Raw genomic sequence first — 21,114 nt, 5'->3', positions numbered from 1 at the left:
TACACTACATCAAAACAACGGTCAACATTTGTAAACGACTTTATTTTTTTATTTTTTCAATATTGTATTCAATATGCAAATTTTTAAACTCCCTTTCTTATTGCTTTTGTTTGCTGCTTTTTCAGCAACAGCCCAAACGCCCGACATAAGACTGTTATCAACCAAAATAGCCGACGTGCTGGCCACCATGCCTGCGCAAAACAAAGCGCAGCTCGACAAAAGCATGCAGTCCATAACTGACTTAAAACAGGACGGACTTGTAACAATGATCAGCCAGTTTACCGCTCCGGGTACAGGAGACAATACTTCTCTGGAGTATGCCCTCAGCGCCTACGCATCGTACGTCATTCAAACCGGTAAGGATGCAGAACGGCAAGCCGCGGTAGTTGCCTATTGCACCGGGCTGGATAAACTGGCCGACAGCAAAAACAAACAATTTATTATTTACCAGTTACAACGTTTTGGTAAAGACGATGCGGTGGCCTGTATTGACAAATACCTCAGCAACGCCGACCTGGGTGGGGTAGCAGCAAGAGCGCTGGCACAAATAAAAACACCGCTCGCACAAAAAGTATTGCTGAAAGCATTGCCTGCTGCAACAGGCGACAATCAAAACTCAATTGTTGAAGCGCTGGGCTATACACAAAGCAAATCCGCCGTAGCCGCCATTACCAAACTGGCCAGCACAACAGATGAACAGCAACGCAAAGTAAGCCTGGCAGCACTCGCAAAAATTGGTGATGTTTCCAGCGCCAAACTGTTGCAAGGCGCCGCACAAAAAGCAGGCTTTACCTACGACAATACCAACGCAACATCCGACTATATTTTATACCTGCAACAACTGGCTAAAACCAGTAAACCATTGGCTGTTCAATATGCCACCAAATTAATGACGGATGCAGCAGGAGCAAAACAATTGCAAACACGCATTGCCGGTTTAAAATTATTGACCGACATCAATGGCGCCAAAGGACTACCCATGCTACAGGCGGCTATGCAGGATAAAGATATTAAGTACCGTGGCGCAGCATTGCAATTTGCAGCGCCTTATCAAACAGCTGTCACCAATGCACAATGGGTAAAGTTGCTCAGCACTATTTCGCCTGAAGCGCAGGTACAGGTGCTTTCGTTTGTAAGTAAAACAGCCGACAAAACTTCATTGCCTGCGTTAAAAAAACTGTTACAAAGCAACAACGAAGCGGTACAAGCTGCGGCAATAGCAGCCGTTGCTAAAGTAGGTCAGCAGGAAAGTCTACCCGCCATTTTGAGCACACTCACGAAAGGCAATCCCGCCACCATTGAAGCAGCTAAAAATGCGTTGCAACAAATAAAAGGCGATGGCGTAAGCAGGGCTGTTGCCGCTGCATTGCAGGGTGCAACACCGGCTGCAAAAGTAGCATTGCTAAGTGTGCTGCAGGCAAGGTCAGCCGATAATGCCGCTGCCAATGTGTTTGCAGAAATCAACAGCAGCGATGCAGCGGTGCACCAGGCCGCAGTAAAAGCATCACCCGCAGTAGTAATGCAAAAAGATTTACCGCAGGTGGTCGCTTTGCTGGAAACATCTGGTACAGATGATCAGCCATTTTATCAGCAAGCCATCATCAATGCAACAGCCGGTATAAAAGATACGGTTGCCCGTACACAGTTGTTGCTACAGCAAATGGCTAAAGCAGCCAATGATAAAAAGCCCCGCTACTTTAATGTTTTATCCGCCATCGGCGGCAGCAAAGCCTTAAACGAATTACAATCGGCTTTTGCCAGCGGTGATGATGCTACCAAAGCAGCAGCGGTTAACGCTTTATCAAAAGCGTCGGGCGCTACTACAGCAAGAGCTTTATACAAAATTGCTGCTACTAATGCAGCGTATAAAGAAACCGCATTGAATGGTTATATCGATATCATCGCCAAATCAAAATTTCCGGGCGATCAAAAATTGTTAATGCTGCAGGATGCTATGGAACTGGCAACAACGGCCAAACAAAAGCAAACTATTTTGGATGAAGTGGGCAATTGTAGATCATTTACGGCGCTTACTTTTGCGGGCAAATACCTGGACGACCCGTCTGTTCAGCAGCAGGCAGCGTTGGCTGTACTGGACATCGCATCTGCCAACAAGGATTTTAGCGGCGATATCGCCAGAAGCCTGCTGACCAAAACCATGGCCGTATTAAATGGCCGGGATGCTGACTACCAGAAAAAAGCCATACAGAAATACCTGGATGAAATGCCCAAAACAGAAGAGTATGTGGCCTTGTTTAACGGGAAAGATTTAACCGGCTGGAAAGGCCTGGTGGCCAACCCGATTGCCCGGGCCAAAATGAACCCTGATACTTTAAAGGCTGCGCAAATAAAGGCAGATAAAATTATGCAGGAGGGCTGGGTAGTAAAAGACGGTCTGCTGGTATTTACCGGCCACGGCGAAAACCTTTGCACCCAAAAACTATACGGCGATTTTGAAATGCTGGTGGATTGGAAAATTACCAAAGACGGCGATGCCGGCATTTACCTGCGGGGTACGCCACAGGTACAGATATGGGATACCAGCCGGGTAGATGTAGGCGCACAGGTTGGCTCAGGTGGTTTGTATAACAACCAGAAAAATCAAAGCAAGCCGTTGGTACTGGCCGATAATGCCATTGGTGAATGGAACACCTTTCACATCATTATGCGGGGTGATAAAGTGACTGTTTATTTGAACGGTGTGCTTGTGACAGACCACACAGTGTTGGAAAACTATTGGGATCACGCATTACCCATATTCAGCAAAGAGCAAATTGAACTGCAGGCACACGGTACTTATGTAGCCTATCGCAATATCTTTATCCGCGAGCTGACGGGTTCCGAAAAATTTGAACTGAGTGCGGAAGAAAAGAAAGATGGATTTAAAGTATTGTTTGATGGCACCAATATGGACGAATGGACAGGCAATAAAGTAGATTATAAAATAGACAACTACGATTTGCTGATTGAACCAAAAGATGGCAATCATGGTAATTTATATACCAAAGATGAGTACAGCAATTTTATCTATCGTTTCGAATTTCAGTTAACACCCGGCGCCAACAATGGCGTTGGTATTCGTGCGCCGCTGGAAGGGGATGCTGCTTATGTGGGTATGGAAATACAGGTGCTGGACAATGAGGCACCGATGTACAAAGACCTGCATGCTTATCAATATCATGGGTCGGTATACGGTGTAATCCCCGCCAAGCGCGGATTTTTAAAGCCGGTGGGTGAATGGAATGTAGAAGAAATCTATGCCAAGGGAAACCACATAAAAGTGACGTTGAACGGGGAAGTCATTTTGGATGGCGACATTGCAGAAGCCAGTAAAAACGGCACTGCAGATCACAACCAGCATCCGGGCTTAAAACGCACTACCGGGCATATTGGCTTTCTGGGCCATGGTTCAGTAGTAAGGTTCAGGAATATCCGGGTGAAGGAATTGTAGAATTTTAAAACATATATTTTTTGATGTAAGAGGTTTCAGTTTGAAACCTCTTATTTTTTTGTTTCACACAATGGGGCAACGGATACAGAGTAACAAAGTTTTACAGCGTAGTGACCTTGGTATTGTTAGCTTTCTTTGTATGAAACGAAATTTTTCAAACGACACTGACAACGGATACGATGGAACAAAAAGTAAAAATGAATGCGTAAAAAGAGTGTATTTTAAGATTACAATTTGATTTATCTTGAGTAACACTTCGGTATATACAGTTGAAAAACCGGAACAAAAAATTCACTTAAAACAAACCAACGATGCAAGTCAGCAACCACATCTCAAAATGCCTGTACATAATTATTATAGCTGTATTTTCATTACCAGCTTTTGCCCAGCGTGCAGCTGATAAAGAAGAATGGCAAACCCTCTTCAACGGAAAAGATATTAAAGACTGGGTGCCCAAAATAAACCACCACGAAACCGGCGATAATTATGGCAATACTTTTAGGGTAGAAGATGGCATGGTGAAAGTACGATATGATAAATATGATCAATTCAACGAACAGTTTGGGCACCTTTATTACAAAACACCTTTCTCTTATTATCACCTGGTATTTGAATACCGGTTAGTAGGCGAATGGAGAAAAGACGCACCGGATTACACCATCAGGAATAGTGGTGTAATGTTTCATTCGCAGGATCCTAAAACAATGCCCAAGGAGCAGGACTGGCCCATCTCCATTGAGTTCCAGATACTCGGCGGACTGGGTGATGGCAATCCGCGGCCCACGGGCAATATGTGTTCACCTGGCACAGACGTGGTATTTCATGGAGTGATTGACAACAGGCACTGCATTCCTTCAACTTCCCAAACTTACGAAGGCGATCAATGGGTAAAGGGAGAAATCATTGTATTGGGTGATTCACTGGTCACCCATATTATTAACGGGGATACAGTATTGCAGTATTCCAAACCGCAGATAGGTGGCGGGGTGGTACACAACTACGATCCCAAAATAAAGCAGGATGGTAAATTGCTATCAGAAGGATTTATTGCTCTTCAAAGCGAAGGACAACCAGTTGATTTTAGAAACATCAAAATTTTAAACCTCAAAGGTTGCATGGATCCCAAATCAAAAAAATACAAATCTTATTATGTAAAAAGTGATGAGGCTTGTAAGTAATTTGAATAAGAACTTGTATTAGTAGTGTAACCAGTAATAATCAAATATGAAAAACATCTTCCTTTTACTATCCCTGCTGGCGGTTGTGAATCTTTCCGCCCAGCAAAAATTCATTACCACAAAAGGCAAAGAAATTATTGGAGTAAATGGAAAGCCTTTCCTGATCCGGGGAACCAATATTGGTAACTGGCTGGTGCCCGAAGGCTATATGTTTAAATTTCAGAAAACGAGTTCTGCCAGGCTAATCAACGAAATGCTGCTGGAACTGGTTGGTCCTGATGAAACCAATATGTTCTGGAAAAAATATTTAGACAATTACATCACCGCAGCGGATATTCATTGGCTAAAAAGTACCGGTATCAATTCTATCCGGGTGCCTTTTAATTACCGCTTGTTTACTACAGAAGATTATATGGGTGGCGAAGGCGAAGCCCGTGGTTTTGCGTTGCTGGATAAAGTAATTGGCTGGTGTAAAAAAGAGGGGCTGTATGTATTGCTGGATATGCACTGTGCACCGGGCGGACAAACCGGAGATAATATCGACGACAGTTATGCCTATCCTTTTTTATTTGAAAGTAAAGCCAGCCGGGCATTAACGACTTCGATCTGGAAAAAAATTGCCGCCCGTTACAAAAATGAAACGACGGTAATGTGCTATGATCTGCTGAACGAGCCAATCCCTCATTTTGCAGACACAGCTCGTTTCAATCCAATGCTGGAACCTTTGTATAAAGAAATCACCAGGGTCATACGTGAAGTGGATAAAAATCATATCCTGTTCCTGGGTGGATCGCAGTGGGATTCAAATTTTAAAATATTCGGGCAGCCCTTTGACAGTAAACTGGTGTACACTTTTCATAAATACTGGACAGATAGTACCACGGTTGTAATACAAGACTATATTGACTTTCGAAATAAATACAATGTGCCCATTTATTGCGGCGAAACCGGAGAAAATACGGATGATTGGGTAAGAGGATTTAAAAACACGCTGGAGAAAAACAATATTGGCTGGCATTACTGGCCCTATAAAAAACTTGACAATGACCGTGGATTCGTAACCTTTAAAATGCCGCCGCATTATGAACAGGTGATTCAATTTGCAGATACTACCCGCAGTGATTTTGGCGAGATAAGAAAAAACAGGCCTACCAATGCCGCCGAAATAAAAATGGCCCTGGAAGGATTTTTAAACAATTGCAAATTTCAGCACACCATTATAAACAAAAGTTATATTGAAGCATTAGGCCTTCATTAACAAATTCTGCCAGGCTGATTTTAAATGTTGAAAAATTATAAGGGCTTTAATTTGATTCCATTATTCTTATGTGTAATTTGATAGAGGGATCAGTTATTGTTCACACATTTAAAATCAAGTAGGATGAAATCACTTTTAAGTAAGCCAACTGGAATATTGTTGAATGGCCATTGGTATAAGAATACCCGAGCTGTTATCACATCTTTTTTACTTTCTTTTTTTGCATTTGTTTTTACAGGTTGTAACAAATCTGCGCAGGATTTACAGACCGCAGCAAGTGCAGATGCCAGTACATTGCAGCAAACTTTTTTTAACGGTAACAAAGGCATTAATATATTACTAAGTACACCCATTACAAAGAAAATTGTTACAGAATTAAACTTGTATGGAAATATACTGAAGCAGTTCACTGACATCAATGCACTAACGATGAACACCACATCGGACAACCTCGCCATCATAAGAAAATTGCCTTATGTAACTGCGGCGAATCCCGATGCAGAACGCAAAGGATCGCCGGTTGATGCAGTCGCTGTGACAGATTTTACAGGTGGGCGCAGCACCTGGAACCTGGATGCAGTAAATGTTACGGAACCAGGCATAGGTCGCACCATTGCGCAGGATGGTACCGGCGTATATGTAGGCGTTTTGGATACGGGCTTACCTGATTCGTGGCGGCAATATTTTCCGCAGGAAAGGATTGCGGTACAATATGCAAAGTCTTTTGGCGGCGGCGGTGGTGAAAATGGCAATGTATCTGAACAACCAAACAAATGGGAACATGATCAAAGTACACATGGCGGACATGTAACCAGCACCATTATTGGTTTTCAACTGGGCTCTGTTTATTTTAATGGCGTTGCTCCAAAGTCCACCATTATCCCGGTAAAAGTGTTAAACCAAAATGGCAGTGGCTGGTCATCCGTAATTGCTGAAGGCATTTTGTATATGGCTGATTTAAAAGTGGGTGCCCTTCAGAATGCACCTGTTGTACTCAATATGAGTTTGGGCGGTCCTGATCTGGATGCGTTGGAAAAAGCGGCTATCGATTATGCCATCAGTAAGGGCGTGATAGTTGTAGCTGCCGCAGGTAATGAAGGAACTGCCGGAATGGGATACCCCGGTGCTTATCAGCCGGTAATAAGTGTTGCGGCAGCAGGCTGGCTTGGGCAGTGGTCTGCACCTGCCTGGTGGTATACCGGTAATGTAGCCGATCCAACAAACATCAATGATTTTTATATCGCGGATTTTTCAAGCAGGCAAAAAGCAGGGCAGGACCTGGACGTGACTGCACCTGGTGTTTGGGAAGTAGGTCCCTTCCAGGTGAACAGCGGGCAGATTTCGTATTATTATCTTTCCGGTACATCCATGGCTACTCCGCATGTGGCTGGTATTGTAGCTTTGATGGCGCAGAAAAAGTCGTCCTTAGCTGCAGCAGAAGCCGAAACGATTTTACAAAACGCAGCAATACCAATGCCTCCGGGCAGTAGAAATGTGCGCCAGCCAGACGGTAGTTTTGTTACTGCAACATGGGGAGCAGATGCAGCTGGCAGCGGATTTATTACTGCTGATGCGGCGGTGGCAGCAACGCCATAGACCTATTTTGAAGTGAAAAATTAAAGATTTTTTGAGAATTGTTAATGGCAATGGCCGGTTATAATACCGGCCATTTTTAGATTTTTACCGTTCAAACTCCACCATGAATTCAGATGCATAATCACTTTTATCTCCGTATGAATCTTTAAAAAATAGCCTCGCCTTTTGTCCCAGTTTTAAACATGTATTTTTATTGGCAATGTCTTCCGGCGAATCGGTTGGTTGCAGCGATGGATACCATAGTGTATGGCCAGGTTTATCAACCAGCAAAACCGGTTTAGACCATTGCTGGGCATTGGCATCTTTGCCCAGGTCTGTATTTTTGTTGTAGGAAATGTAGATACTGCTACCTTTCCAGGAAGGGCCTTCTGCTTTTGCCATTAACATCACCCAACAATTGAGATAGCTGTTCCAGCTTACGGATGGTCCCCAATAATATTTGGAAGCAGGTGCAGACGTAGGGCCGCCTCCTTGGTTTGCTGGTATTTGTAAAGCAGGAACAGGTTTACCGGTTCCGTCATGTGGCGCAGTAAAGCCTTTGCCATCCCAACGTCTCGCCTTGCCAACAGGGTTATCCAAATCAGCCAAAGCGATCCGGGCAATGCTGATGCACTGACCGCTTCGTTCTTTTTCTGCACTGTAACCGTCTTCTGTGTATGTTCCCGGATAACCATATTCCCCGTAAAAAAGATAGAGATAATCGCCGCTGGCTACCGCTGACGGATCACCAGTGCCGCCGGCAAAGGTATTAGAAGTATTATGCTTTTGAAGGATCATTCTTGGCTGCAGATCTTCTATGAATATGCCCTTGTTGGCCCAGCTTCTGCCGCCATCCACCGATTTCATGATGCCAATTCTGCACACGGCTGCGGATGAACCAGGCTCCTTAATTCCTTCCGGCCAACGCTCTTTTTTATAACCCTGGCCTGTGGCCGCATTGTATGGATTTGTTTCTGGATAATTTTCGTTGTGATACACAGCGTACAAAGTTTTGCCGCTGAAATTCTGCTTACTTTGATATACCGTTTCAAACCAAACCGCACCATGTAAACCATTTTCAGTGGATAATACATTGGCTGGCATCGCGGGCTCTGTAAATGATGCTGCTTTTTTATTAAAGGCATCGATACTATTGCTGCCATCGGCGAATTTTAGTTCACGGGCATTTCCCCACAAAGGGTCTTCTCCATACTTACCGGGAAAAATGCGAAAGGTATCTCCAATCCAGGCCTCTGCCATATTGCAGTCAACAAAGGAATTAAAATAAATTGTAGGAGCTTCAACTAACTGGGCTTTTGGAGCGTACGATTTAATAGTGATGACTTCTTGAAATGAAGCAAGAGCAAATATCACCAGGGCAATACTGATGGCCCTGGCAAATTGTATTGTTTTCATACAACAATATTTAGCAATCCGTTTTTTGTAAAAAGACTTTATTACAGCAATCAATATTTCAGTCAACCACCTACATTATACCCGTAAAAAAACATTCTTTTTATACATAAAATATAAAAACGCCCATTTCACCAGCACATAGCAAATGGCCATTACTATGGCATTGTAGGGGTTCCCAACCAACTGCCCGAGCCACTGAAAAAATCCGTTGGTGGTGTAGGTCCAGTTAATGAATTCACCTGACAAATAGATCAGGATGGAATTCATACCAATCACTTTAAAAAAGAAGGCCCATTTTTTATATCCCAGCACATCAATGATGTAGTAAAAGATGCCCAATAAACAAAGGCTGTAACCTCCTACATTCAGTACAAACGAACTTGACCATAAATTTTTATTGATAGGAAAATCCAGGTTCCATACATGTGCCAGGATAATAGAGATTACGCCGGCTGCAAACAGGTACAAGGATTTTTTCTGACCGCTAAAACTACTGCCTTTTAAAAAGTTACCCGCCATAATACCCAGTAAACCTGTGCTGATGGCTGGTATAGCAGAAACCAATCCTTCAGGATCATGAATGCCAAGATATAACCTGCCTGGTATTAAATGCCGGTCGATGTAGGACGCAAAATTACCTTCCATACTCAAGTCACCTCTCGGGTGGCCCGGCGCCGAATTAAACTTTAGTAAAAGCCAGTAACCGATCAATATGGAAATGAACCATACAATTTGGGCTCTTTGTTTGGTAAATAAATAAATAATATTGGCGAACATGTAGGCAATGCCGATGCGGCCCAAAACGCTGCCGAAACGGATCTCTGCAAAAGGCCTTAAATGCAGGCCGTTGTTGTAGATGATGCCCAGCAATACCAGTACCAAACCTCTTTTAATTACCCGCAGCAGCAACGCATTTCTGCTCTTGCCTTTCTCCAGTTCGCGGCCAACGGAAAAAGGAGTAGCTACACCGGCCATAAATAAAAACAATGGAAATATCAGGTCGTAAAAATGAAAGCCATCCCATGCCGGGTGTGTTAATTCCTCTGCAATGCCACCCCAGAAAGGAGACCCGGTAGCCTTTGCAAGGGCGTGAAAAATTTCTTCTGCACCCATGATCCAGAACATATCGAAGCCACGGAGGGCATCTAAAGAATACAAACGTTGGGAAGGAACTGCTTGTGCCATAAGTATTGTGTAAGGTGGTATTAAGGTTAATAAAAAGGTAGCAATAAAGTTAGCGGAATTAAACGCAAAACGATAAAAAAGACAATTATAATCAAACAATACCACCGTTGTATTTTTAAAGAGTAATTTGTAAAAATGATTGCATTAAATTGTTGGCTGCCCGGACGTTTAAATAACGCCACTGCTGTTTTAATTTGAAGACAACAAAATTCGCTTTGCAACGAAAAATAAAACATGCAATAAAAGTTGCAAAAAAATAATTGTCAACCTAACAAATAATAATATATTTGTGATCTAATATTGCTGCCACTTATGAACGATCAATATGTAATAGGAGTAGATTATGGAACAGATTCCGTTCGCTCTATCCTCGTTAATGCTGCCAATGGAACCGAAATTGCTGCCGCCGTTTTTTATTATCCCCGCTGGAAAAATGGTATGTATTGCAACGCTTCCCTCAACCAGTTTCGCCAGCATCCGCTCGATTATGTGGAAGGACTGGAGCATACCATCAAGAGTTGCCTGCAACAGGCCGGACCTGAAATTGCAGCCAAGGTAAAGGCCATCTCGGTTGATACCACCGGCTCAACACCGGTAGCGGTTGACAGTACCGGAACGCCACTGGCCATGCTCCCGGAATTCCAGGAAAATCCCAATGCCATGTTTGTATTGTGGAAAGATCATACCGGCACCGGTGAAGCAGCGGAAATAAATGAACACGCTAAAAAATTTGATATTAATTACCTGCAGTTTGTGGGTGGTATATATTCGTCTGAATGGTTTTGGGCAAAGCTGTTGCACATACTTCGTGTGGATAGTGAAGTTGCAGTAGCCACACACTCATGGGTTGAGCATTGCGACTGGGTGCCGTTTTTACTATCCGGCGGAACAGACGCCACACAAATGAAACGCGGCGTATGCAGTGCAGGCCATAAAGCTTTGTGGAGCGCTGATTTCAACGGATTACCACCCGATGAATTTTTTACTTCGCTTGATCCGCTGTTAAAAGGATTTACTCAAAAATTATTTACAGATACACATACGGCTGATGAGTCGGTTGGACATCTTTCACAGGCATGGGCTGATAAGTTGGGATTGTCAACAGAGGTGGTGATTGGCGTGGGTGCATTTGATGCGCACATGGGGGCAGTAGGCGGACAAATTGAAGCCTATCACCTCAGCAAAGTAATGGGTACTTCTACCTGCGATATGCTGGTAGCGCCGATGAATGAAGTGGAAGGCAAACTGATAAAAGGTATTTGCGGACAGGTACCCGGCTCGGTTATTCCCGGCATGATGGGTATGGAAGCGGGACAGTCAGCCTTTGGTGATGCCTACGCCTGGTTTAAAAATATCCTGGCCTGGCCGCTGCAAAAGTTGTTGCCAAAATCGGCCATCATTGATGCTGACACCGCAACCAAATTAATTGAAGAAGCCACCAATAATATCATTGCCGAATTAAGTAAGCAAGCCAGTTTAATTCCTTTGGAAGAGAACAGTGAACTGGCAGTCGACTGGTTGAATGGCCGCCGTACACCGGATGCTAATCAGTTGCTGAAAGGTGCCCTTTCCGGCTTGAACCTGGGAACAGATGCACCAAGAATTTTCAGGGCTATTGCAGAAGCTACCTGCTTTGGAGCAAAAGCAATTGTAGATCGTTTTAATGAGGAAGGTATACCGGTAAAGGGTTTGATCGGCATTGGCGGTGTGGCAAAAAAGTCACCTTTCATTATGCAGATGATGGCCGATATAATGGACATGCCCATCCGAATTCACAAATCAGAACAAACCTGCGCACTGGGTGCCGCTATGTTTGCGGCCACAGCTGCCGGCATTTATAGCAAAGTAGAAGAAGCAATGATCGCCATGGGACAGGGATTTGATGCCGAATATTTTCCTGATAAAACAAAAGTGGAGATTTACCGCAAACGTTTTGATAAATACAAAGCGTTGGGAGCTTTTATTGAAAAGGGATTCTAGTTGGTGGATGCTTGATACTTGATACTTGATACTGTATGTGATTGGCTTATATTTTTGTACCGGGCAGTTGTTTTTCAATTTGGCTTCATTGGCGTCGCACTCTTGTACATAAGAATCTTTGGGCAACAACAATTCGAACAGCATGCATCAAAATGAACCGACCACAGGCTGAATGATTAAAAATGAATAACGAATGATTTGGACCGGCTAACTGCTTTAAGCGATTGAAATAACTTTGGACACTTTTTCGGGCAGGCATTCTGAATAATATCTGAATAATAAAAAAGTAACATGAGCAAATATCTTGCAATACAACAATCGGCTTACGATGCCAACATGCAATTGCCGAAACTGGGATTGGTTTTATTTACATTTGGTAACGTGAGTGCTGCAGACAGAAGCCTCGGCGTTTTTGCCATCAAACCAAGCGGCGTTCCGTACGAAGATTTATCACCTGATAAAATGGTGATTGTTGATTTTGAAGGTAAAACGGTACAGGGCGATTTACGTCCTTCGTCTGATACACAGACGCATGCTGTATTGTACAAGCATTGGGCTAATATCGGTGGCATTGTTCATACACATTCTACCTACGCAACAGCCTGGGCGCAAAGCCAGCGCTGCATACCCATTTTTGGTACCACGCATGCCGATCATAATACGGTTGACATTCCTTGTGCACCACCCATGAATGATGAAATGATCAAGGGAAATTACGAGTATGAAACCGGTTTCCAGATAATGAACGAATTAAAAGACAAGGGGCTGAGTTATGAAGATATAGAAATGATACTGGTAGGTAATCATGCGCCTTTCACCTGGGGTAAAACGCCGGAGAAAGCTGTGTACAACAGCGCCGTACTGGAATGCATTGCTCAAATGGCTTTGCTTACAGAACAGATCAATCCAAAAGCGCCAAAGTTAAAAGACGCCCTGATTAAAAAACATTTCGAGCGCAAACACGGGCCGGATAGTTATTACGGGCAATAGGAAGGAGATATCAGCCATTCAAAATTTAAACGATTCCTACATTTAATAAACGAAAAGCATATGAAAAAGATCCTCCTTTTATTAATGATTTCTCCGGGTTACCTGTTCGCCCAGCAGAAAGATTATCCCATACAGGCCGTGCCTTTTACACAGGTAAGACTGTCTGACAATTTTTGGTTACCAAGAATTGAAATCAACAGAACTGTTACCATTCCTGCTTCTTTTGCACGTTGCGAGAGCACCGGTCGTGTAAAGAATTTTGTAATGGCTGCCCAAAAAAGCGGCAAGTTCTGCACTACTTTTCCTTTTGATGATACCGATATTTATAAAACACTGGAAGGTGCCTCTTTTTCACTGGCCACGCATCCTGATCCAAAGCTCGCCGCATACCTGGATTCGCTGATTGTTATTATCGGTAAAGCACAGGAACCCGATGGCTACCTGTACACTGCACGTACCATCGACCCCTCGCATCCACATGCCTGGTCTGGTAAAGAAAGATGGGAAAAAGAAAGAGAGCTGAGTCATGAGTTGTACAACTCCGGCCACTTATACGAAGCTGCCGCAGCTCATTTTATGGCGACTAAAAAAAGAAACCTTTTTGATATTGCCTTAAAAAATGCCGACCTGGTGTGCAGCGTATTTGGTCCGGGTAAATTACATGTTGCACCAGGACATGAAATTGTTGAAATGGGGTTGGTGAAATTATATCGTCTTACAGGCAAAAAAGAATATTTAAACACCGCTAAGTTTTTTATTGAAGAACGCGGCCGTTACAAAGGCTATGATTCTACCAGTAAAGATTCCTGGAAAAGCGGCGCTTACTGGCAGGACAACACTCCGGTAGTTGACCAGGAAGAAGCAGAAGGACATGCCGTACGTGCAGGTTACTTATACGCAGCCGTTGCAGACGTGGCAGCACTTACAGGCGATGACAGTTTGCTAAGAGCGATTGATAAAATATGGAACAATGTGGTAGATAAAAAAATGTATGTACAGGGAAGTGTAGGCGCTATCGGTGATGGCGAACGTTATGGCAACAATTATGAATTGCCCAATGCAACCGCCTATAACGAAACCTGCGCTGCCATTGCTTTAGTGTACTGGAACTACAGAATGTTCTTATTACACGGCGATTCAAAATACATGGACATACTTGAAAAATCTTTATACAATGGTTTAATTTCCGGCGTTGGATTGGATGGAAAATCTTTCTTTTATACCAATGCCATGCAGATCAGGAACAGCTTCACTTTTCCACAGATGGAAGCCACCCGTTCCGGCTGGTTTGAATGCTCCTGCTGCCCGACCAACCTTGCCCGTTTGATACCTTCTATACCGGGTTATATGTATGCAGTAAATGAAGATAACCTGTACATCAATTTATTCATTAACAGCAGCGCTGATTTATCGGTTCGCAACAAACCGGTGCAGGTAATTCAAACAAATAACTATCCATGGGATGGCAGTTTGGCTTTTACCATTAACCCAAAAGCGGCAGCAGCATTCAATTTGCTGGTACGTATTCCGGGATGGGCACAGAACAAAGCGGTGCCTTCAACACTGTACCAGTTTCAGAACGAGTCTGCCGAAAAGCCGGTAATAAAAGTAAACGGAGCAGTGGTAGACTATGCCATTACCAACGGCTACGCCACCATCAAAAGAACCTGGAAAAAGAATGATAAGGTAGAAGTAAACCTGCCAATGGAAGTAAGAAGGGTAGTAGCCAATGAAAAACTGAAAGAAGATATTGGTAAAGTGGCATTGCAACGTGGTCCGCTGATGTATTGTGCAGAATGGAAAGACAACAATGGTAAAGCAGGCAATATCATCATGCCAAACAGTGCCGCATTTACAACAGAATTTAAGCCCGAATTACTGAATGGTGTAATGGTGTTAAAATCAGATGTACCGGCAATTGTGATCAACAGCAGTGAAAATATTACTACCGTAAAACAACCCTTTATAGCAATACCGTATTACAGCTGGGCCAACCGCGGCAAAGGCGAAATGACGGTATGGTTTCCAACACAGGTAACGGATATTGAAGTGTTGTCAAAATAGAAAAGCGGTCGGTACCGAAGGTCAGACCGTTTATTGAAAGAAAGAGAATAAAATGCGGTCTGACATACGGTGCCGACCGCAACTGCAAAACATAATAAAAGTTCAAAAAAGCTGAAACAGTACAAGTGAGTGACACAATGATGCTGAGCTATGTACTTCAGCTGGTAAAATAATAAAACGCATCAACGGCAAAAAATAATAAAACGTACTAACGCCTGACGGCAAAAAAATAACGACATGATAGACTTAAAAGAATTTGAAGTTTGGTTTGTAACCGGCAGCCAGCATTTATATGGAGAAGAAACCTTGAAGAAAGTAGCGGAACATTCTACCATCATTGCAGCATCTTTAAATGATGCCAAACAAATTCCGGTAAGGGTGGTGTTTAAACCCACAGTAAAAAGTACCGAAGAAATTTACAGTATCTGCGAACAGGCCAACACTACAAAAAATTGTATCGGTATCATCGCCTGGATGCATACTTTTTCGCCTGCTAAAATGTGGATCGGCGGATTGAAAATTTTGCAGAAACCGTTGTGTCATTTGCATACGCAGTTTAACCGCGACATTCCCTGGAACGATATTGACATGGACTTTATGAACCTGAACCAGAGTGCACACGGCGACCGTGAATTTGGTTTTATGGTAAGCCGCATGCGCAAAAACAGGAAGGTAGTTGTAGGTCACTGGCAGGATCCGGAAGTACTGGAAGAACTAAATACGTTCAGCCGTGCTGCGGCAGGATGGAACGATTGGCAGGGTGCGAAGTTTGTCCGCTTTGGCGACAACATGCGCTTTGTAGCAGTAACCGATGGCGACAAAGTAGAAGCGGAATATAAGTTTGGATATGCGGTGAATACACATGGCATCGGCGACCTTGTTAAAGTGATCAATGAAACAACTGAGGCAGCTATTGACAGCCTGATTGAAGAATACGAAGCGGCTTACACGCTGGTGCCATCACTGCTCAAGGGTGGTGCACAATACAGCTCATTAAGAGATGCGGCTAAAATAGAAATCGGTCTGCGTACCTTTTTGGAAGCAGGCAATTACAAAGGTTTTACAGATACATTTGAAGACCTGCATGGCATGACACAATTGCCCGGCATTGCGGCACAAAGGCTGATGGCGGATGGATACGGCTTCGCCGGCGAGGGCGACTGGAAAACAGCTGCACTGGTAAGAGCCATGAAAGTAATGGGCAGTGGCTTACCCGGTGGCAATTCTTTCATGGAAGATTATACCTATCATTTCGATCCGGAAAATCCGATGGTGCTGGGTTCTCATATGCTGGAAATTTGTCCTTCTATTGCGCATGGCAAACCAAGCTGCCAGATTCACCCGTTGGGAATCGGCGGCAAGGCTGACCCGGTTAGACTCGTATTTAATGCTACAGGCGGACCTGCTTTAAATGCATCACTGATTGATATGGGTAACCGTTTCAGGTTGCTGGTGAACGAAGTAGAAGCCGTGGTGCCGTTGCACGACTTGCCAAAGCTGCCGGTAGCACGGGTTTTGTGGAAGCCAATGCCTGATATGAAAACAGGTTGTGCTGCGTGGATACTTGCCGGTGGTGCACACCATACGGGTTACAGTCAGAATTTAACCGCTACCCACCTGCAGGATTTTGCTGATATGGCAGGGATAGAGTTTACATTAATAGGAAAAGACACCAACCTCTACCAGTTTAAAAACGAGCTGCGGTGGAATGAAGTGTTTTACCAAATCAATAAATAATCTTATCATTACAAATCTAAAATTTAATGCTCCTTAAAACAATCAAACTTGCTTGCTTATGAATAAGAACCTTGCTTTTGCCGATTACGTTGTATTCATTGTTTACTTTATAATTGTAGCGGGTTATGGTTATACCATTTACCGTAAACGCAAAAAAAATGAACACGATGCCAAAGCCTATTTTTTGGCAGAAGGAACACTTACCTGGTGGGCCATCGGTGCCTCCCTGATTGCATCGAATATTTCCGCAGAACAGTTTATCGGCATGAGCGGTGAAGGGTTCTTTTTAGGTATCGCAGTGGCCGCTTATGAATGGCTTGCAGCGATCGCACTGATCATTGTGGCGGTGTGGTTTATCCCGGTTTACCTGAAGAACCATATTTACACCATGCCCCAGTTTTTAAAGACACGTTATAACGAATCCGTGGCCCTGATCATGGCGGTGTTCTGGTTGTTTTTGTATGTGTTTGTAAACCTCACTTCCATCTTATATTTAGGTGCGGTTGCCATCAATGGTATCGCCGGCGGCGGATACCTGCACTACATTATGGTGGGGCTTTCCATCTTTGCATTGCTGATATCGTTGGGCGGTATGAAGGTAGTTGCGTATACCGATGTAATACAAGTAGCCGTGTTAATTATTGGCGGTTTGGTTACCACGTATATTGCCCTTACAACAGTGGGAGAATATTTTGGAGTGGGTCAGAATGCCATTGCCGGATTTAAAGTGTTATTGCATGAAGCGCCGGAACATTTTAAAATGATTATTCCAAAACCAACAGCAGCCTCTTCACAAAATGATATCAATAAGTACCTTACTTTCCCGGGCCTGCTTTCTTACGCTGCAGGTATCTGGATCATCAATTTAAATTACTGGGGTTGTAACCAGTACATCACACAACGTGCACTGGGTGCGGATTTGCAGACAGCCCGTACCGGTATTTTATTCGCCGGTATCCTTAAATTGTTTATGCCGTTGATCGTAATGTTGCCTGGTATCGCCGCATTTGTTTTGTACAAAGGAAACCACTTACCACAGCTGGCAGGTGGAAAGGATGGTGCTTACTCAGCCGTGTTAACGTTTTTACCAACCGGTCTAAAAGGATTGTCAGTAGCTGCCTTAACAGCAGCTATCGTTGCATCGCTTGCTGGTAAAGTAAATAGTATTTCCACCATTTATACATTGGATATTCATAAAAAATATTTCCAGAAAGATGCGGATGAACGCAAGCAGGTATACACCGGAAGAATCGCTGTATTCGCAGCGATGATATTGGCCGTATTATTTACATGGAATGATTTATTAGGCATTGGTGGCGTGGGTGGTTTTACCTACATTCAAAAATATACCGGCTTCATCAGCCCGGGTGTTTTCGCCATGTTCTTTTTAGGTATGTTCTGGAAACGCACCACCGGTACTGCAGCCATCACCGGGGTATTGATGGGCTTTTTATTATCTGTATTATTCAATGAATTTGCACCAGCTATATTTGGTAAAGATACCTTCTTTTACACCGCATATCCAAACGGTAAAGGTGGGTTCGAAATACCGTTCCATATTTGCATGGGCTTGTCATTTTTGTTCACCATGATCACCATGATTGCCATCAGCTTTGCCGGACCAAAAGTAAATCCGAAAGCATTCGAACTGGATACAGAAATGTTTAAGTTAAAGCCGCAAACCACAGCGCTTATTGTAATCACGTTGCTGATCATCGCGGCGTTGTACGTTAAGTTCTGGTAAAATAAAAAAGTTACTAAAGCATTTTTTGTCCAGGCTTTAGTATTTCAAATCAGGTTCATTGGCGTCGCACTCTTGTACAGTTGTAGATAGTGCGGCGCCATTTGAATAGTATTTGTATTTTCATCCAATTTTTTACTGAAGAGCGACACCCTTTTTTTACTGTTTCATTTTTAATAAAATGGAATTAAATTAGTTGCCAGTTTGAAACAAGATTTGATTGCTATGCGACGATATGCTCAACAAAAGCGATTTTTATTTGCCGTGGATTGTATCATTTTCGGGTACGACGGGCAGGATTTGAAACTGCTTGTAATCCAAAGAAGTTTTGAACCCTACAAAGGACAATGGAGCCTGGTAGGTGGATTTGTTGGTGAGAATGAAAGTGCTGAAGGCGCCGCTGTAAGGGTGTTGAAAGAACTGACCGGCCTAGATGGCGTGTACATGGAACAATTGAATACTTTTGCCGAACCAGACCGCGACACAATGGAACGTACCATATCAGTTGCCTATTTCGCCTTAATTGATATTCAAAAATACAGGCAGCAGATCAATGAAGATTATCACCCGGCCTGGTTCCCCATCAACGAATTACCTGACCTGATTTTTGACCATAACAAAATGGTGGAACTGGCCAAAGAAAAACTGCGTTACAAAGCGGCGCTGCATCCATTGCTGTTTGAATTATTACCGGATAAATTTACCATGCCACAACTGCAGCATTTGTACCAGGCCGTCTACAATACGGAATTTGATAAAGGGAATTTTAACCGCAAATTATTATCTACAAAACTGCTGGTTAAATTAAAAGACAAAGACAAACTGAATTCAAAAAAAGGCGCTTTTTATTTTAAGGTTGACACAAAAAAATACAGCGCTTCTTTTAATTCATTTTTAAATTTTGTGCCAGGTACTGCCGTTCCAAAAAATGATTGAGTGTAGTTTTACAAAACGCCGCAAATGTTTCGTTGCATACTACTTAAGAACTTTCTCCACCAGCTTGATATGATACTCCTGTATCAACGCGGGGTTTTCCGGCGTCAGTGTAAAGCTGATTTGGATGTTTGCTTTTTCTCCTTCCATTAAAAATGATCCCCGTAAGTTATTGGTCGCAACAAAATCATCTACCTGTATTATTTTACCAGCCGCGTCAAATATAGCCGTTGCTTCTTTTTTAAGTTCATCTGGAAAATAATCCATAAAAAAATTGGCGGCAAAAATGCCGGTTGCCGCAGCATCATTCCATTGCGGTAACAATTTTATCAACTGGTTTTTTCTTTTATTTAAAACTGGCGAAACCGGAACCGGGATGGGTTGCAATTTCGCCAGTGTAATAATGGTATCAATCGCCTGCATATTAAAAGTACTCGCAGGTGCATAGGTAAGGTTACTGAAAGCGATTACACCAATTCCGTAATCCGGTAATATCCGCCAGTTGCTGCCAAAGCCCGGCAGACCACCACTGTGGCCAACTATTACTCTTTGCTCACAATCTTTGGTGTAATTTAGGCCATAGCCGTATGCCAGTAAAACAGGGCATCCGCGGCCGGAAGGATATTTATAATTGGGGTCAAATGTGCCCAGGTTCCATGCATGGTGCATTTCACGAAGGGAGCTTCTTTTAACTGGCCCGGTTTCTTTGTCACTGCGGGGAGGCCAGGCTGCAAGGTGCAGCTGCAGGTATTTGCTAAAGTCACCCATGGTAGTAATCATTCCGCCCATAGCACCGTAGGCTCCATCACCGAGCAGAGGTTGTTCTACCCAGTTGCCATTCAGCCAGCTGTAGCCATGTGCCAGCTGATTTGGGGGCACCTCTTTGTAATTCCAGTAAGTATGCGTCATTCCCAGCGGCAACAAAATATTGCTGGTAATGTATTTTTCATACGTTTGCCCGGATACCTTTTTGATGATATAGTCCAGCATGGCAAAACCCATATTGCTGTATTCATACGCAATACCGGGTACGTTGGAAAAAGAAATGCCTTTTTTTATCATGGCCAGCATTTCATTATCTGAAACCGCCAGCTGCCGGTCGCCCCAGGGATTATCTTCCGGGAAACCTGCTGCATGTGTAAGCAAATTGCGGATGGTAGCTGGTGCCGCATCGGAAGTAAGATAATGCTGGCCTTTCATCTCTGGAATATACTTTTCTACCAAATCATCCAGTTGTAATTTACCGTCATCCCGCAGTTTTAAAATGGCCATCGCGGTAAAGCTTTTTGTCATGGAAGCAATCCTGAAAACGGACTGCGTGGTGACCAGCGTTTTTTTATCAATGTCTGTATAACCCAGGCTATAAGTATGCACCAGTCTGCCATCCACCACTAACCCAAAAGTAAAGCCCGGCAAATGATTCTTCTCTGCATATGCTTTAACTATCTGGTCCAAAACCGGAAACGTGGATTCAATAGCGGTCGCCCTGTGACCATCAGTTTGTGCAAATGAATGATTGGTTAATCCGGCAGATAATACAGCCAGAAATAACAAGGCAGTTAAAGAATGGGTTCTCATTTTTGAAATGTTTTGCTTGATTAAGAGT

General features: G+C 43.4%; 13 protein-coding genes. 10 read left to right on the top strand and 3 right to left on the bottom strand.

Annotation, left to right across the window (positions count from 1 at the left end; all coding sequences use genetic code 11):
* Window positions 1-73 precede the first annotated feature (73 nt).
* From QWZ08_RS08805 to QWZ08_RS08790, 4 genes are all read left to right on the top strand, one after another.
* Entirely contained in the window at window positions 74-3,451 is a 3,378-nt protein-coding gene (locus QWZ08_RS08805) for a DUF1080 domain-containing protein (protein ID WP_290337025.1), read from the top strand.
* Between the two features lie 311 nt (window positions 3,452-3,762).
* The gene (locus QWZ08_RS08800; protein ID WP_290337024.1) at window positions 3,763-4,629 is read left to right on the top strand and encodes a 3-keto-disaccharide hydrolase; all 867 of its coding nucleotides are present in this window, start codon (window positions 3,763-3,765) and stop codon (window positions 4,627-4,629) included.
* A gap of 46 nt (window positions 4,630-4,675) precedes the next feature.
* Window positions 4,676-5,887, top strand: coding sequence for a glycoside hydrolase family 5 protein (locus QWZ08_RS08795; RefSeq protein ID WP_290337023.1), 1,212 nt, complete (start codon window positions 4,676-4,678; stop codon window positions 5,885-5,887).
* Between the two features lie 123 nt (window positions 5,888-6,010).
* Complete coding sequence (locus tag QWZ08_RS08790) at window positions 6,011-7,483, top strand: S8 family peptidase (RefSeq protein WP_290337022.1); 1,473 nt, start codon at window positions 6,011-6,013, stop codon at window positions 7,481-7,483.
* 84 nt (window positions 7,484-7,567) lie between these two features.
* Here the strand turns inward: QWZ08_RS08790 and QWZ08_RS08785 are convergent, their stop codons facing one another.
* Together QWZ08_RS08785 and QWZ08_RS08780 are read right to left on the bottom strand one after the other, a co-directional pair.
* The gene (locus QWZ08_RS08785) at window positions 7,568-8,878 is read right to left on the bottom strand and encodes a hypothetical protein (protein ID WP_290337021.1); all 1,311 of its coding nucleotides are present in this window, start codon (window positions 8,876-8,878) and stop codon (window positions 7,568-7,570) included.
* Between the two features lie 75 nt (window positions 8,879-8,953).
* A complete protein-coding gene (locus tag QWZ08_RS08780) occupies window positions 8,954-10,063 on the bottom strand; it encodes an acyltransferase family protein (protein ID WP_290337020.1) in 1,110 nt (369 codons plus the stop codon).
* Between the two features lie 312 nt (window positions 10,064-10,375).
* On the opposite strand from QWZ08_RS08780, the gene QWZ08_RS08775 reads away from it, so the two are divergent.
* The 6 genes from QWZ08_RS08775 (at window position 10,376) to QWZ08_RS08750 (ending at window position 19,511) form a co-directional block, all read left to right on the top strand.
* Window positions 10,376-12,043: a ribulokinase gene (locus QWZ08_RS08775; RefSeq protein WP_290337019.1), complete on the top strand. Its 1,668-nt coding sequence runs from the start codon at window positions 10,376-10,378 to the stop codon at window positions 12,041-12,043.
* A 291-nt stretch (window positions 12,044-12,334) separates the two neighbouring features.
* Window positions 12,335-13,033, top strand: coding sequence for an L-ribulose-5-phosphate 4-epimerase (locus QWZ08_RS08770; protein WP_290337018.1), 699 nt, complete (start codon window positions 12,335-12,337; stop codon window positions 13,031-13,033).
* Window positions 13,034-13,093: 60 nt separating this feature from the next.
* On the top strand, window positions 13,094-15,097 hold the full coding sequence (locus tag QWZ08_RS08765; protein WP_290337017.1) for a glycoside hydrolase family 127 protein: 2,004 nt from the start codon (window positions 13,094-13,096) through the stop codon (window positions 15,095-15,097).
* A 237-nt stretch (window positions 15,098-15,334) separates the two neighbouring features.
* Window positions 15,335-16,834 carry an L-arabinose isomerase gene (gene araA, locus QWZ08_RS08760; protein WP_290337016.1) on the top strand — a complete coding sequence of 500 codons (1,500 nt, stop codon included), beginning with the start codon at window positions 15,335-15,337 and terminating at the stop codon, window positions 16,832-16,834.
* A gap of 58 nt (window positions 16,835-16,892) precedes the next feature.
* Entirely contained in the window at window positions 16,893-18,578 is a 1,686-nt protein-coding gene (locus QWZ08_RS08755; protein ID WP_290337015.1) for a sodium/sugar symporter, read from the top strand.
* Between the two features lie 201 nt (window positions 18,579-18,779).
* Complete coding sequence (locus tag QWZ08_RS08750) at window positions 18,780-19,511, top strand: NUDIX hydrolase (protein ID WP_290337014.1); 732 nt, start codon at window positions 18,780-18,782, stop codon at window positions 19,509-19,511.
* A gap of 39 nt (window positions 19,512-19,550) precedes the next feature.
* Here the strand turns inward: QWZ08_RS08750 and QWZ08_RS08745 are convergent, their stop codons facing one another.
* A complete protein-coding gene (locus QWZ08_RS08745) occupies window positions 19,551-21,086 on the bottom strand; it encodes a serine hydrolase domain-containing protein (RefSeq protein ID WP_290337013.1) in 1,536 nt (511 codons plus the stop codon).
* Window positions 21,087-21,114: the final 28 nt, after the last annotated feature.

Source organism: Ferruginibacter paludis (assembly GCF_030409685.1).
Classification (GTDB): Bacteria; Bacteroidota; Bacteroidia; order Chitinophagales; family Chitinophagaceae; genus Ferruginibacter; species Ferruginibacter paludis.
Note: the sequence above shows the minus strand (reverse complement) of the source record. Positions and strands in the feature narration are given on the sequence as shown.